The sequence below is a fragment of the Paenibacillus sp. 7516 genome, assembly GCF_002272715.1.
GTDB classification, from domain to species: Bacteria; Bacillota; Bacilli; order Paenibacillales; family Paenibacillaceae; genus Paenibacillus; species Paenibacillus illinoisensis_A.
This window is the reverse complement of the sequence record NZ_NPBI01000006.1, coordinates 493,541-509,611: the sequence shown is the minus strand read 5'-3', so window position 1 is coordinate 509,611 and position 16,071 is coordinate 493,541. Positions and strand designations below refer to the sequence as shown.

10 protein-coding genes are annotated in these 16,071 nt (G+C 45.0%); 9 read left to right on the top strand and 1 reads right to left on the bottom strand.

What is annotated here, in order from left to right:
• Window positions 1-121: 121 nt before the first annotated feature.
• The 6 genes from CHI14_RS05625 to CHI14_RS05600 all read left to right on the top strand — a co-directional run bounded on the left by CHI14_RS05625 (window position 122) and on the right by CHI14_RS05600 (window position 11,269).
• The gene (locus CHI14_RS05625) at window positions 122-2,506 is read left to right on the top strand and encodes a polyprenyl synthetase family protein (protein WP_095287425.1); all 2,385 of its coding nucleotides are present in this window, start codon (window positions 122-124) and stop codon (window positions 2,504-2,506) included.
• Between the two features lie 273 nt (window positions 2,507-2,779).
• A complete protein-coding gene (locus tag CHI14_RS05620; RefSeq protein ID WP_095287424.1) occupies window positions 2,780-5,413 on the top strand; it encodes a PAS domain S-box protein in 2,634 nt (877 codons plus the stop codon).
• Between the two features lie 199 nt (window positions 5,414-5,612).
• On the top strand, window positions 5,613-6,437 hold the full coding sequence (locus tag CHI14_RS05615; protein ID WP_095287423.1) for a copper amine oxidase N-terminal domain-containing protein: 825 nt from the start codon (window positions 5,613-5,615) through the stop codon (window positions 6,435-6,437).
• Between the two features lie 446 nt (window positions 6,438-6,883).
• Window positions 6,884-7,615, top strand: a complete 732-nt coding sequence (locus tag CHI14_RS05610; RefSeq protein ID WP_095287422.1) for a Stf0 family sulfotransferase — start codon at window positions 6,884-6,886, stop codon at window positions 7,613-7,615.
• Between the two features lie 142 nt (window positions 7,616-7,757).
• Window positions 7,758-9,503 (top strand): ABC transporter ATP-binding protein, encoded by a 1,746-nt coding sequence (locus CHI14_RS05605; RefSeq protein WP_095287421.1) that lies wholly within the window; start codon window positions 7,758-7,760, stop codon window positions 9,501-9,503.
• Window positions 9,500-11,269: an ABC transporter ATP-binding protein gene (locus CHI14_RS05600; RefSeq protein WP_095287420.1), complete on the top strand. Its 1,770-nt coding sequence runs from the start codon at window positions 9,500-9,502 to the stop codon at window positions 11,267-11,269. Before CHI14_RS05605 ends, CHI14_RS05600 begins: the two co-directional genes overlap by 4 nt.
• Before the next feature lie 94 nt (window positions 11,270-11,363).
• On the opposite strand, the gene cyoE is transcribed toward CHI14_RS05600, so the two are convergent.
• Entirely contained in the window at window positions 11,364-12,293 is a 930-nt protein-coding gene (gene cyoE, locus CHI14_RS05595) for a heme o synthase (protein WP_095287419.1), read from the bottom strand.
• Between the two features lie 402 nt (window positions 12,294-12,695).
• Between cyoE and CHI14_RS05590 the strand changes: the two genes are divergently transcribed.
• The 3 genes from CHI14_RS05590 to CHI14_RS05580 all read left to right on the top strand — a co-directional run bounded on the left by CHI14_RS05590 (window position 12,696) and on the right by CHI14_RS05580 (window position 16,046).
• The gene (locus CHI14_RS05590; protein ID WP_095287418.1) at window positions 12,696-13,613 is read left to right on the top strand and encodes an NAD(P)/FAD-dependent oxidoreductase; all 918 of its coding nucleotides are present in this window, start codon (window positions 12,696-12,698) and stop codon (window positions 13,611-13,613) included.
• Between the two features lie 304 nt (window positions 13,614-13,917).
• Window positions 13,918-14,505, top strand: a complete 588-nt coding sequence (locus CHI14_RS05585; RefSeq protein ID WP_095287417.1) for a TetR/AcrR family transcriptional regulator — start codon at window positions 13,918-13,920, stop codon at window positions 14,503-14,505.
• Between the two features lie 59 nt (window positions 14,506-14,564).
• Window positions 14,565-16,046, top strand: coding sequence for a DHA2 family efflux MFS transporter permease subunit (locus CHI14_RS05580; RefSeq protein ID WP_141236646.1), 1,482 nt, complete (start codon window positions 14,565-14,567; stop codon window positions 16,044-16,046).
• The last annotated feature ends 25 nt before the right edge of the window (window positions 16,047-16,071 follow it).

Below are 16,071 nucleotides of genomic sequence, written 5' to 3'. Positions count from 1 at the left end.
TGAACATGAGCTGGCGAATTTGATACAGCATGAATTCACAACAGTTTTCGTCCATGGAGCACCCTCAATCTCCTCTCATGGATACATGTTTAACATTAATAGAAGTTGAGGTATCCATCCTATGAATAACGCACTTATAGATCATGCCGAAGCAGGATATCAGTTAGCCGAGCATAAGGCAGCCCAGTACTTTACTTCCCTTCATGACCAGCTAATGAATAACGCTTATACAACGGTTCTAATGCAGGATTTTCATCTATGGCAAAAGAAACATATTCATCGATTCTCATGGTTACCTTGGATATCACGAAGCACAAGAAAACCCGATTCCCGGGATGTACATAGATATATCCACTGGTTGAACGTGACCGGCAAACTGGATGAGTATCTGGATCGCAGCATCTCCTATATTTATATGAGAGATCTGGGCAAGGCGCTGGATACCCCGGAGACGCAGGCTCGCATTCAGCGGGTTGCGCAGGATACGAAGAAATATTTCATGCGTAAGGGTGGAGCGAAAGGCCAGGGCCAGCCTGATTTTATTAGCCTGGCGGCATTGTATCGCTGGGCTCAGAAGGAAAACGTGGAGACTGCTGTAATCTGGCTGATTCAGAAACTTGAAAACGTCGCTTCAAATATTCCGAAGGAGTTAGACGCAGAGCAGGCACAACGCAAGCTGATTAAGATCATTCTTGGCGTTGTTCTGCATGTGAATGATGAATTGGATGAGACGACGCCAATTCCGGAACGTTCGAAGAGATTTGATGCAGCCATCAGATTGGGGTATTCGTACGGGTTAACCTATCCATTCATTGATGATTTGTTGGATTCACAGGCACTGACTTCCCAGGAGAAAGAACAGTATTCCCTCCTGATTCGAAAGGCGCTGCTTACAGGAATTGTACCTGACATTGGCGAGTGGAACGGAGACAATGAGGAAGTCATTCGCTATGTTCACTCGGAGCTGCGGGAGGCATTTGAATACATCAAGAATTACCAGCGACCTGAGATGCAGCGAACCTTTTTTGAGCAATCTTACGTGTTTTTTCAATCCCAAGAGCTGGACCGGGCGAAGAAACTTACCAATGCTAACTATACCAATGAAGAGCTCTATATCCCGATTATTATCAAGTCATCTTCATCCAGGCTGATTGTTCGTTCCGTCCTAAGCGCTTCGGAGGATGAAGGCTTTGATCTCCGCACGTTCTATTATGGAATTTACAATCAACTGGCAGATGATTTTGCAGATATGTTTGATGATTTGGAAGAGGGGGCAGTGACTCCGTACACGTATTATCTGAAATACCGGGATTTGCGTCCTGACTTAATTAATCCATATGAGCTCTATTGGACAGTGATCTCTCACTTGATCCATAGCGTGTATGACTCGGATGCGAAGACACGTGAGGTCATATTGGATCGTGCGATCAATGGCCTCAAACGCAGCAGGGAACGACTCGGACCAGCGAAATATAATGAAATTATGGACATCTTTACTTCGGGTCAGCCTGAATTTAACGATCTCATTCAACGAATGGTTCGAAAAGCGGATGACGTGGACTTTCTCGATAAATTGCTCAGGGATCAGGTTATTGTCCATCTGAAGAATGACAAAAAGGAAAAAGAAGACTTTATTCAAACGGTTCGAACGGTTCGTGAACGGATTAACATGGAAGTTCAAATCTCCAAACCGAATGCAATTCCGGAAATGAAAGAAACGCTGATTGATGCAGCCAATTACAGCCTGCAGGGGAGCGGCAAACGGCTGAGGCCGATCTTAACCTGGGTTATGGGTGTGAGAGAGTATGGGCTGACAGAAGCATCGATCGTTCCGCTGTTAAGGTCACTGGAGTATATGCATACGGCTTCCCTCATTTTTGATGATCTGCCAACTCAGGATAATGCTTCAACCAGGCGGGGCCGTTCAACCTTGCATCAGGTGCATAACAGCGCCACAGCTGAATTAACAGGCCTCTTTCTGATCCAGAAAGCCATTGGAGAACAATCCTCACTCAATCAATTCGATGCTGCAACGGTGCTAACCTTGATTCGGTATTCGGCTGAAAAAGCAGAAGACATGTGTATGGGGCAGGCGATGGATCTGAACTCCAAAGGAAAAGCGCTAACGTTGGATCAGCTGAACATGATCTGCTTCTACAAAACAGGCATTGCCTTCGAAGCGGCGCTTGTCATGCCTGCTATTCTGGCACAGGTAAAGGATTCTGAAATTTCCTCCTTGAAGACATTTGCCTACCATGCGGGTATCGCTTTTCAAATCAAGGATGATCTGCTGGATCTGGACGGGAATGACCTGGTGCTTGGTAAACCAGCCGGGCAGGATGTCCGCAACAACAATTCAACCTTCGTATCCATCCTTGGGGAGGATGGAGCGAGAAAAGCAATGTGGGAACATTATTGTCTCGCAACGGATGCACTTGCCGAAATGCCGAAGCATATTCCTTTTTTGAAACATCTGTTGGATTACATGGTTGGGCGGGAGCGCTGACAGATTTTACTCGCGATTTTGTGCACCATATGACTTATAATGAACTTTAGCGACAAAGGTCGGGAATTCCATGTCTCTGGAATCCAGGCCTTGTTTCCGTTTGAAAGACACAAATCTCTTGGAAACAGATGTTTCAATCGCTATAATACGGGGTACTAAGCAGTTATTATGGTTCTAAAACGACTATTCCTTGTGGAACGGACAAGATGAAGCAAAATTTGAAATTTCGACAATTTATTGCATAAGTATATATTTCAAAAAGGAGATCTTAAAATGCAGGTTCAAAAGGTTGACCATCACGAATTGTTCGAGCAGATTTATAACCAAGCACCTATTGGAATTGCACTTGTGGCTCCTTCAGGTCAATGGATGAAAGTAAACCCTGCATTTTGCTGCATGATGGGCTATACCAGTGAGGAACTGATGAATCTCAGCTACCAGGATATTACACATCCGAACGATTGCCCTCAGGATGTAATCTATGCTGGTGATTTGTTTGAAGGCAGATCAAAAGAGTATACGTACGAAAAGCGCTACATCAAAAAAAATGGTGACGTACTCTGGATTTCATTGCATATATCCTTGGCTCGGGATGAAAGTACAGATGAGCCGCTTTATTTCATTTGTCATATTATAGATATCACAGATCGTAAGTTGTCCGAACAAAGACTCCTGCATAGTGAAGAGATGTTCAAACTGATTTCGGATAATGCACAGGAGATCATCTACATCGCCAATTTTGATGGGGTTTGCCGGTTCTGCTCACCTTCAGTTCGCGATCTGCTGGGCTACTCTCCAGAAGACATTATCGGCCAGAATAACAATGCCTATTTTCATCCGTTTGACTTGGAACAGATCTCACAGATGGACTTGACTACCGGAAATATGCTGAATGTCAGAGTTCGCCATAAAGATGGACATTATCTATGGTTCGAGACCACATACAAGATTATAGGGGATGCAGAGCAAGAACGGCAGATACTTACCATTGGACGAGACATATCTGAGCGAAAGAAACATGAAGAGATCAGTGCAGAGGCCGAACGCATTGCGATGATTGGTAGTTGGGAATGGGATATGGTTAATGACCAAATCGCCACTTCAGATCAGGTACTTGAAATTTTCGAGCTCGAGCGCACACACAAACGCTACCGGGCAAGGGATGTTCTTCGGGTGATGAATCCCGCGGATGCAGCATCCTTGCAAGAAAAAATCAGAGGCACGAAGCAAGGAGAACCGCTTGATTTCGAATACAAACATACTCGCTCTGACGGGAGTGAAAAATATCTTCATTTGCGAGGGCTGATTACGTTTGATGAACATCACCAGCCAGTACAATTGAACGGAACATTGCAGGACATCACCGAACGGAAACTCATTGAATTTAAACTGCAGGAATCCGTGGAACGTTACACTTCACTTAAGAAATATAATCATGACGCCATTATCTCGTTTAACATGGATGGCAACATCATGAATGCCAACCCTGTAGCGGTGAAGATGACAGGTTGTCCTGTGTCAGACATGATCGGCACGAGTATTAGCAGATTCATCGGAGCTGTCAATCTGGGAATGATCCTGCGCAGCAACTACGAATTGGCTGAGAAGGAAATTAACGCCGTTCGTCACATGGATGGCAGTGAGACAGAAGTGTTGGCTACACTTGCTCCGATCATCATCAACAAGACGAATGTCGGATTCTATCTGATTGCGAAGGATATTACCGAACAGAAGAAGCTGCTTGTGGCCAAAGAGACTGCCGAGAGAATGAACAAGGCCAAAAGTGAATTTTTGGCAATGATGAGCCATGAAATTCGTACACCCATGAACGGTGTCATCGGTATGACAGACCTGCTTCTGGATACGCCGGGACTTAGTGGGGAGCAAAAGGAATATATTCATATCATTCAGAAGAGCGGGGATTCCTTGCTGGCCATCATTAATGATATCCTGGATTTCTCAAAAATTGAGTCAGGTAAAACCGATCTGGTAGACGATCCCTTTGATCTTGGAGAAATCGTGACAGAGACCGTGCAAATTGTGAAACCACTGGCTCGTGAAAAGAAGCTGGATATTCGTTTATGTCTGGATGAGGCCATACCGACTCCGCTTTATGGCGATGCTTACCGTTTGAAACAAGTACTTACCAACATTATCGGCAATGCGGTCAAATTTACGCCAGAAGGCAGCGTGGAAATTGAAGTCGGAGTTAAGGAGCAGTGCAGCAATAACGTAATTCTTCATTTTAAGGTGAAGGATTCGGGCATAGGGATTCCTGCCGAGAAAAGAGAGCAATTGTTTGAGCCATTCTACCAGTTGGAGAACTTTATGACCCGTAAACCTCAAGGGACTGGTCTGGGGCTAGCCATCAGTAAGAAGCTCGTAGAGCTAATGCATGGCGATATCTGGATCGAGGAATCGGATGAACCTGGTACAACATTTATATTTACGGCTTCCTTCAAATTAAATAATGATGAAGGCAGCAGCCAGTTTGATCAACTGCAGAAAAAGAACAGAAGCACACCTCTGCACATTCTGATTGCGGAAGACAATGAGGTTAATCTGCTTGTACTCAGCCGGATGGTTGAGAAAAAGGGACATTTTGTAGATCATGTGGCAGATGGTGCGGAGGCTGTTGAGGCGGTCAAACGTAATGCATATGATATTGTTTTTATGGATGTGCATATGCCTCGGCTTGACGGATTTGAAGCCACCAAAGCGATTAAGGAACTTTCGGGCCCCGAAGCATGTCCATATATTGTTGCGGTTACGGCAAATGCCGTCCGAGGCGATATGGATAAATGCTTGAAGGCGGGCATGGATGATTATGTAAGCAAACCTATTAAGAACGAGTCCATCATGCAAGTGATGGAGAGGTATTACTACAAGAAACAAATCCATCATTGATCTCGTAAAAGTATCATTTCTGAACGAGTCAGCACCTGATGGGCAATAGAGCCGCTAACTTATCCTAGATAAGGGAGCGGTTTTTTTGGTATCGCATTCCAGCGTTCTTTTTATGTGAAGTGCCAACTTTATATGGTTGGTTAACGTTAACTATTCCAGAAAGAATGGTTACGTCATTTGTTCCATAGGAGGATGTCATATGAAATTAAAAAAACTTACTATATCATTGCTGGCCATCGTGATGATTGCCTCATTTACTGCACCGGTCTTCGCTGAAGAGGCTACAGTAGAGGTTGAGGATGGAATACTGTCCAATAATCGGGTTCTAATCCCTTTAAGAGTTGTATCCAGCAACCTAGGGGGAGAAATAAAGTGGTATCAGGAAGATAGATATATACAGATTAACACAAAAGAGAAAGAGATTTTGCTGGCTGTTAACTTCAAAAATGCACGCGTAAATGACACCATAATAACGATGGATTCGCCCGTCCTATTAATTGGAGACGTGACGTATGTTCCCTTGAAATTTGTCAGCCAGATCTTTGGAGCCAAGCTGAACTGGGATGGTGAGAACAAGCAGGCTACAATAAGGTCAAATGGTCAGACGGTGGTTGTGCATGTCCAGAGTGATGAATCCCGGATAACCGATTCTCGGAAAATAAGCCAAGCCAGGTTAATGTTATTGTTTGAAAAATTGAACGAAACGTCAAAGCTGTCTGAGATTAAACATATACAGACCTATTTCAAGCCCTATTTTACAGAGAAGTTGATCGGTTCCATTCTTGGAGGGCAGGAGCTGCAAAATGAATGGATTCAGTATGATGTACCTGAGAACACTGTTTATTATACAAGTTCTACCACAGGAACATTATCCCAATCGTTCGTTCTTGGAAATACGCTAACAGGTGAATCACACTACGTCTATGATCGAAACATTGAACTTGTATACCGTGAAGGTGTGTGGAAGGTCAATCAAATGAAGTTTGCCTACAGAACGATTCCTAATCTGGGGTATGATCGTTAAGCTAACCTCATATGATGATCAACATGTAGGAAATAACAATTCATACAAAATGTTCTTGACGTAATGTGGTGGAGCGCATACAATAAACAACAAATATGTCTAACGGGTGGGTAGTTGAATATGTTCATGCCAGTAAGGAATATACATTCAATAACTGAATAAGCATGAGCATAGATACGATCTTAGGATGAATGTCAGTGTGTAGACAGTCGTGCTTGTGCAGCCCCTGTCGTGGACACTATTCATTATTGCGATGCAGAGGAGAAATCCGGAAACGATTTTGATTTCATATGGTTCTCTTGTTGATACAAAGCTGTAGATGAACATCAGTTCATCTATGGCTTTTTTGCATGCATCCCGCCAATCGGTTCACATGGAAAGGAGATCTTGTAAGCTGTTGGGCTTCAATTCATTTTATATCCTAAGGGAAGAAAGGTGGTAAAGGTATGAACAAACCTTCTCAAAGCTATACGATTTGGTTTTCCCAACGCACAGGAAGTACACTGCTCAGTGAAGCTTTAAGTTCAACAGGTGTTGCAGGTAAACCTGGTGAATGGCTGCATTTCCAGCATAAGAGCCCGGAAACATTGAAGCGTGCAGATCTGGAGCAAATCTGGGAGATGGGTACAACACCTAATGGGGTATTCGGCATCAAGATCAATTTTGAACAGCGTTGGATCGATGCCATTCGCAAACTGTATCAGCTGCCACCCGAAACGCCTAGGGCGGAAGTATGGAGTACAGGTTTCCCGAACTGCACGAAGCATATTTACATGACACGCCGAAACAAAGTGAGGTTGGCTGTCTCCTGGTGGCGGGCCATTGTTTCAGGTGAGTGGCATCGTCAGCATGGTGCTCAGGCTGAAGAAAAAGATATTGCAGATCAATACCATTTTGATGCCATTAAACATTTACTTGTTGAGAGCAGTATGTGTGAAGCTGCCATCGAAGATTTCCTTTCGGAGTCAGGCATTGTTCCTTTAACGATCGTATACGAGGATTTCGTACTAAATTACGAGGGGACCGTCCAGAAGGTGCTGGAGTACTTGGATGTTTCGTCCGCTGACGTTACCGTCGCGCCACCGGCTTTTGACCCTATCGCAGATGAGATATCCGAGCAGTGGGTGCAAAGGTTCCGGGAAGATTGCCAGAAGGGTTGGGAGAATACAAGATGGTAAAACCACAAGTCAAATATGATGTTTGGGTGCAAGAAATGGTATTTCATGTTGTTCTGCATGATTCATCTTAGCCATACAACATGAATGGCATAATGAAGTTCATTGAAAAAGGAATTTAAATAGACGTAAAGGGGTGGGCAGCATGCCCAAACAAGAAAAAAGATCCATGACCTGGCTCTTGCGCTACCTGAAACCTGTAAAAGGGCGGCTCGCTCTGCTGCTGGTAATGCTGCTGACTTCTACCGGCTTGCAGCTGCTGAATCCGCAGATCATCCAGCGGTTTATTGATACAGCTGCTAGTGGTGGAATACTAACAAGTCTGATTCAACTCGCAGGCCTCTTTCTGGCCGTTGCAGTATGTAATCAGTTGATTACGGTGGCAGTCAGTTATTTTGGCAATGATGTGTCGTGGCGTGCAACCAATCAGCTGCGGGGAGATCTGCTTAAACATTGTCTGCAGCTGGATATGCGTTTTCACAATGTAAAAACACCCGGAGAGATGATTGAACGTGTCGATGGAGATGTAACGAGCATTTCCAACTTTTTCGCCATGTTTATTGTTCAGGTCATCGGGAGTTTTGTATTGCTTGCCGGCATACTCGGATTTATGTTCACGGTAAATGTACCTATTGCAATCGTCATGACCGTATTTACGTTATTATCGATTTTATTTATGGTATTTATCCGTAATCTGGGCGTACAATCTTCCAAAAATGAACGAGAAGCAAGTGCCTCCCTGTTCGGCATGATCGAAGAACGGATTGCCGGAATTGAGGATGTACAGGCGAACGGACACGTGCCTTATGTCATGAGCCGTTTCTACAAATTAATGCGCATGGTATTCCTGAAAGGCCGCAGAGCCTGGATGCTCCGCGTAATTCCGTGGAATACCACCGTGATTTTATTTGCCATTGCTGTTACAGTGGTTCTCTTGCTGGGTGTTCATTATTTTATGCAAGGGGCGATTAGCATCGGAACCTTGTTTCTAATCTATCAATATACCCAGATGCTGAATGATCCGATTGAGATGCTGGGGGATCAGGTGCAGGAGTTTCAAAAGGCGAAATCCGGTATGCTTCGTTCCAGGGAACTGCTTGCCTTGAGCAGTGAAATCAAAGACGGAGACCAGGATCAGCTTCCGAATGGAGCGCTTGGTCTTGAATTTGATCATGTACACTTCAGCTATAACACCGATAAGCCTGTTTTACAGGATATTCATTTTAGGATTGAGCCTGGCCAGAGGCTTGGAATTATTGGTCGAACAGGCAGCGGTAAGTCAAGCCTGAGCCGGGTGCTGCTTCGTTTATATAATCTGGACCGCGGTGTTATCCGCGTTGGCGGTACAGATATTTCCAAGCTTAGCTTAAAGGCACTGTACAGACGGGTGGGTATGGTTACGCAGGATGTTCAGCTGTTCGATGGTACACTGCGGGATAACCTGACACTGTTCAATCAGGAGGTGTCGGATGACATGATCCTGGAGACGACGGATCGACTGGGTCTGCGTCAATGGATTGATACCCAGCCAAATGGGCTGGATACTCATTTGACGGCGGGTGGTTCATCCTTGTCCGCTGGGGAAGCGCAATTATTTGCTTTAACAAGGGTATTTCTGACCGAGCCGAGTCTGGTTATTCTGGATGAACCATCCTCACGTCTGGATGCGGCTACGGAACACTTGCTCCAGTCGGCTGTCAACCAGTTGATGCAGCATTGTACGGGAATTATTATTGCTCATCGTCTGGCTACGCTTGAACAGGTAGATCAAATTATGGTACTGGGGGATGGCCGGATATTGGAATTCGGTGCGAGGGAAGATCTGGCGAATAATCCGAATTCTCATTATGCACGGCTGCGAATGACAGGCAGAGAGGAGGAACTTGCGTGAATGTGGCTGGATTTATTGGACGACTGTTTCGATTTAGAACTGTATTATTCATCATTAACGGTTTGTTGTGGTGCTTGTTTCATTCCTTGCCATTAGCTATTGGTATTGGGATGCAGTGGTTTTTTGACCGGGTGACGATTGGATCCAGTGACTACCTATGGCTGGCCGTTCCGCTAATATTTATTGCGCTAGTAAGATTAGCGAGAGTAGGCACGTTCTTTGCCGCTTTTTATGCATGGATTACATATGTCTTTCACATTCAGGCCATTCTTCGTACCAATATGCTGGCTGGCATTATGCGCTGGCCTGGACGTAATCTTCCGGCTTCACCCGGAGAAGCGATGAGTCGCTTTCGTGATGATGTGGACGAAGTTGTCGAGTATGTTGAGTCCTGGGTAGACTTCTGGGGAAGGCTCGTGTTTGCAATTGTATCCATCGTCATTATGGCGAGCATTAACTGGAAAATCACACTGGTTGCCGTCATGCCATTACTTGTGGTTACGCTGCTGAACAACCTGTCAGGCAATCGCGCACGTAAATACGCCCAGAAAAATCGGGAAGCGACAGGGCGGATTACAAGTTTTATAGCGGAAACGTTTGGTGCCGTGCAGGCTTTGAAACTGGGGCAGGCCGAGGAGCATGTTTCAGCCCGGTTCAATCAACTCAATGAGGATCGTCGTCAAGCAGCCTTAAGGGATAATCTGTTCAAACAGTGGATGAGATCCTTGAATCAGCATGTGCTCAGCATTTGTACAGGGTTAATCCTACTGATGTGTGCAGCCGAAATGAGAACCGGACAATTCACTGTAGGTGACTTTGCTTTGTTTACATCGTATCTTGTTAACATAGGCTTTAGCATTTCCTTATTCGGATACATGGTATTCCAGCATAAACGACTGAAGGTTTCATTTGACCGCATGCGCAAGCTGTTTCGTCCTGGTGAAGAGGATTGCATCATCGAATCAAGAGAGATCTATCTGTATGAGGATCCGCCGGAACCAGTTGAACCACAGAGAGAAAAGGACGATAAACTTAGGGAGCTGGAAGTCAGCAATCTGACATACCATTATCCTGATTCTACAAAAGGAATTCAGAATATTAACCTCCGACTGAAACGTGGACAATTTATTGTGATTACCGGACGAATCGGATCGGGGAAATCTACTCTGGTGAGGACGCTCCTTGGATTATTGCCGAAACAGGAGGGGGATATTCGGTGGAACGGGGAAGAGGTAGATCCCGCAACATTCTTGATGCCTCCTCGTGCGGCTTACACGCCTCAGGTCCCTCGATTGTTCAGTGATACATTGAAGGAGAACATTGTGCAAGGCAAACAGGGCAGAGTAGGTGAATCGCTCGCACGCGCCATTCGCCTGGCTGTAATGAAAAAGGATATTGAACACCTCGATCAGGGATTGGAAACCTCCGTTGGCCCAAGGGGTGTCATGCTGTCAGGTGGACAGATTCAGCGTGCAGCCACGGCACGTATGCTAATGACTGAAGCGGATCTGTATATCTTCGATGATCTATCGAGTGCACTGGATGTGGAGACGGAGCAGCAGGTGTGGGAGGGGTTATCCAACGAGCAGCATGTGACATGTATTGCCGTTTCACACCGGCGAGCAGCACTCTCCAAGGCAGATCATATTATCGTATTAAAAGATGGCCGTATTGAAGCAGAAGGAAGCTTGAGCGAGCTGCTTGCGACCAGTGAAGAAATGCAATTGCTCTGGCAGGGAGAACAAGCGCCTGTAAAAGTGGGATAAGATCAGATTAACAACCATATAAAAAGCCGTACAGTTAACTCTTTACAAGAGTTTGTCTGTACGGCTTGTTTGTATTCAACATTGCTGCAATTCTTTATCTGAGCAGCTGTGCGATCAGGGAGTAAGCGATGATCACCAGGAATACAATCGTAATGTGATTGATGGAGAAAATGAACATTTTATGTGACCATTTCTTGGTTTGGTTACGATCAAATGTTGCCACGCTAAGAATGAGCCATGCCAAGCTGACCAAGAAAGCTACAATCGCCACAAATGGGCTAAGCGGCCAGAATAAAAAGCTGGAGAGCAATAACAATACCAGATAGACATTCGTTTGAATATACGTACGTCGGATTCCTTTGACAACAGGAAGCATTGGAACACCAGCTGCCTTATATTCGTCAAATCGACGGATGGCAATACCGTAGAAGTGTGGCATCTGCCACAAGAGCATGGTAACCACCAAAGCCCAGATTTCGAAATGTCCGAGTTCCGGTGAGATTGCTGCCCAACCAATCAGTGGTGGAACAGCACCGGACAAGCTGCCTACTTCCGTATTGTATATTGTTGTCCGTTTGGTCCACATGGTATACGGGAAGACATAAAGCAGCAATCCCAGGATACCAAATACGGCTGCGGAAGGTGAAGCAATATACAGTAGAATGCCCCCAATCACCGTAATGGTGATCCCCAAAATCAGTCCGGACTTGGTATCGACCTGACCCGTAACGGTCGGACGTGTTCTTGTACGTTCCATAATCGCGTCAATATCCCGGTCGTACAAGTTGTTGAACACACCAGCAGCCCCGATGATCAGGGAAGAGCCGATAACAGACAGTATGATCGGGACAATGTTGGCTATGAATGAGGCATCAAATACATACAATGCCAGACACAAACCGGCAAGCATGGCGATCAGATTGGACTTGATGATTCCGACTTTGATCGTATCAAAGAATACTTTCGGAATGGAGCTATACTCTAGTTCAATTTTGGGTTGAGACCCCTTATTCAATGTTTTCAAATGCTCACTTCCTATATCTATACTTATATATCTCGTACCTTATTATAGCATTTAGTTTACTATGTGAATTAAAACACGTTTTTGTTTAAAAATACTGTCAATTGATTGTGAACAATTTAAAAACAAGGTTTTTTTTAATTGTTAAAATTGAATTTCTGTGCTACACAATTCATGAAAAAAACAAAGATATGATAATAAATGATAAAAATATACTTGCGTTTTTGAAAGTATGAGTCTATTGTAGATATAAAGGATCTTTAATTGGTTTTAATTGCATTCTCTTTATTATAGCTTATCTGGTTGTTATTGTCAGGGGATACTGTTTTAATCCATAGGCTATGAAAAAGAGAATCTATTTTTGGATCAATTAAAGACTTTAAGTATCTGGAAAGGGTGTTTAAAATGAAGAAAACAGTAGATGTGATTATCATAGGCGGGGGACCTTCCGGTCTGAATGCCGCACTGGTCCTCGGAAGAGCCAGAAAAGAGGTTGTAGTTATCGATGAAGGACGACCACGTAATAAGGTGACTCGTGAAACTCATGGTTTCTTGACAAGAGACGGGGCTACGCCTAGTGAATTCCGCCAAATTGCCAAAGAGCAGATCCGAGCCTATCCTTCTGTACATATCATGGAGGACACGGCTGCTGCCGTCACAGGAACGGAAGGTTCATTTGAAGTAACAACGGTAGAAGGAAAGATCGTAAGAGGCCGGAAGCTTCTTTTTGCAGTCGGTAAAAAAGACCAGCCTCTCGACATTCCCGGACTGTCCGCGGTATATGGCAAGAGTGCCTTTGTATGCCCATACTGCGATGGCTGGGAGTTGAGGGATCAACCACTTGGCATCATTGTGAGTGGGGATAAAGCCGTACACATGGCCAAAGTCATATCGGGTTGGACGAACCGATTCACCATACTAACGAACGGAACTGGAATGACGGAGGAACAGCGGGAGGAGTTGAAGCAGCATCAGGTGTCTGTATTGGACGCCCCGATCCAATACATTGAATCGGAGGAAGGAATGGTAAGGCAGATTGTGCTGGAGGACGGAAATACCGTGGAGTGTACAGGCATTTTCTTCGCACCAAAGCTTGTCATCGGTTCGGATCTGGCTCAAACTCTGGGGTGTGAAGTAACGGAGTCGGGGACAGTTAAGGTAGATGAGTTGGCTAAAACGTCCGTACCGGGTGTCTTCAGTTCGGGAGATGCTGCATCGGAAATATATCAGGCAATTACTGCAGCTTCGTTGGGCGCGCTCGCGGCCGTTAGCATGAATAGTGAGCTGAACGCCGAGGCCTGGGATCATTCAGGAAAGTTATAAATGTGATAGTTGAGTAGAGTAGATCAGATCAGATTGTTTTTTAATGAAACCTTGTGGACAGGTAAACGGAATGTTGATTTTTCAGAGATCGAGTACGAGCAGACGTACTAGGATCAAGGCGGCGAAAAGCCGTCTTTTTATATTCTTAGCCGATAATCCAGTCTCTTCGCTGCTTTTAATATGAAGATAACAAACTGTTAGCGTTTCCATAACATTTCTTTGATAAAGTGGTTGACAGTACTTCTGGAAACGGGTTTAATTATGTAGACCGATTGTTATAATTCAGATTAAGGAAGTGGCTCCATTGAGTGAAAAGTCTAATGCTAAAGAACAAATTGTCAGCACAGCAGCCAGACTGTTTTTTTCACAAGGCTATCATGCGACCGGTCTTAATCAGATTATTAAGGAGAGCAGTACGCCGAAAGGATCGTTATATCATTATTTTCCGCACGGCAAGGAAGAGCTCGCTCACGAGTGCATCCAGAAAGCCAATGAACACATCATGCAGAAATTTGAGGATACCTTTGCAGCCCATGAGAGCACAGGAGATGCCATCCAGAGATTTATACATGACATGGCTGATGAAACGGAAGCGGCTGGTTTCACGGGTTTTCTGCCATTCAGCTTTTGGGCGGCCGTGGAGACATCCTGTATCAGTCATCAACTGCGTGTGGCATGTCAGGGTGTATTCGCGAACTGGCAGAACATCATTACGAAACATCTGATGATGGAGGGCGTTGGTGAGGAGAAAGCACGAGAAACGGGTCTTTTGGTCATCTCTTTAATGGAGGGAGCACTGATTATCAGTCTGACCAATCAGGATAAACAGCCTCTGCTGACAGCTGCTGATTATTTGTCAAGTGTGGCTAAGAATGCCAGAGGGATTCATTAAGTCTGCACAAAGAGAGAAACAGTTATAACGTTTGAGGAGGATGGATCGTGGAGGTTTCCATGAAGGCTGGTTCTGTACAGGACCAAGAAGAAACAAAGCAATATAAGGTACTGCCCATATTATTCGCGATGCTGTTGAGCGGATTCATTGGCCTGTTCGGTGAAACAGCGCTTAATGTGGCACTGACGCCGCTGATGACCCTGCTTGAAGTTGGACCCACAACGATTCAATGGTTGACGACAGGTTATCTGCTCGTACTGGGTATTTTGGTGCCGGTTTCCGGTATGTTATTACAATGGTTTACAACGAGACAGTTGTTTACTACGTCTCTGATATTTTCGATTGCGGGAACCTTTGTTGCTGCACTCGCACCAAGTTTTGAACTGCTTTTGGTTGCAAGGGTGCTGCAGGCTGTAGGTACAGCTCTATTGCTGCCATTGATGTTTAACACGATTTTGGTTATTTTCCCGATTGAAAAACGTGGTGCTGCCATGGGATTAATCGGTCTCGTAATCATGTTTGCTCCAGCGAGTGGTCCGAGTATTTCCGGATTGATTTTGGCTAATCTGAGCTGGCACTGGATTTTCTGGATCTCGTTGCCGTTCTTCATTATCTCACTAGTGTGCGGCTTGTTGTTCTTACCGAACATTTCGAAACTGACCAAGCCTAAAATTGATGTTATTTCCATTATATTGTCTACCCTCGGTTTTGGCGGAATTGTATATGGATTCAGCAGTGCGGGTGGACATGGGGATACAGGCGGAGGCTGGACCAGTCCAGTGGTGGTAATTACCCTGGTTGTCGGAGTAGTGTCCTTGCTGCTATTCAGCATCCGTCAGTTACGAATGAAGCAGCCAATGATGGATCTGCGCGCATTCAAATATCCAATGTTTACGATCGGCTTGATCCTGATCTTCATCTGTATGATGATGATGTTGTCTTCAATGCTGATCCTTCCAATGTATCTGCAGCAAGGTATGGCTGTTACAGCACTGACTGCAGGTCTGGTATTGCTGCCGGGCAGCTTGCTGAACGGATTCCTGTCTCCGGTTATGGGACGTTTGTTTGATAAATTTGGTCCAAAATGGCTCGTTATCATTGGCCTGGCGATCGTGGCTGTTGTTCTGTTCATGTACACAGGCATTACGCCGACAACGGCTTTGGGAACAATCATTACCATGCATGTGTTCATGATGATCGGGATTTCCATGATCATGATGCCTGCTCAAACGAACGGTTTGAACCAGCTGCCGCCAGAGTATTATCCTCACGGCACAGCGATCATGAATACATTACAGCAAGTATCCGGTGCGATCGGTACTGCGGTTGCCGTAAGTATTCTGAGCGCGGGTCAGACTCGCTTCTTGAGCAATGTAACTAACCCGGAGAGCCCGGAAAACCAGCTCGCTGGTTTCACGTCAGGGGTGCAGAATGCATTTGTGTTTGCACTGGTTCTTGCGGTGATTGGTCTGGTGATCTCTTTCTTTGTTAAACGGGTGAAGGTTGGATCACAACAAGGTCAACAAGGCCCTATGCATTAATTCGATATTACTTAACATTAAACGA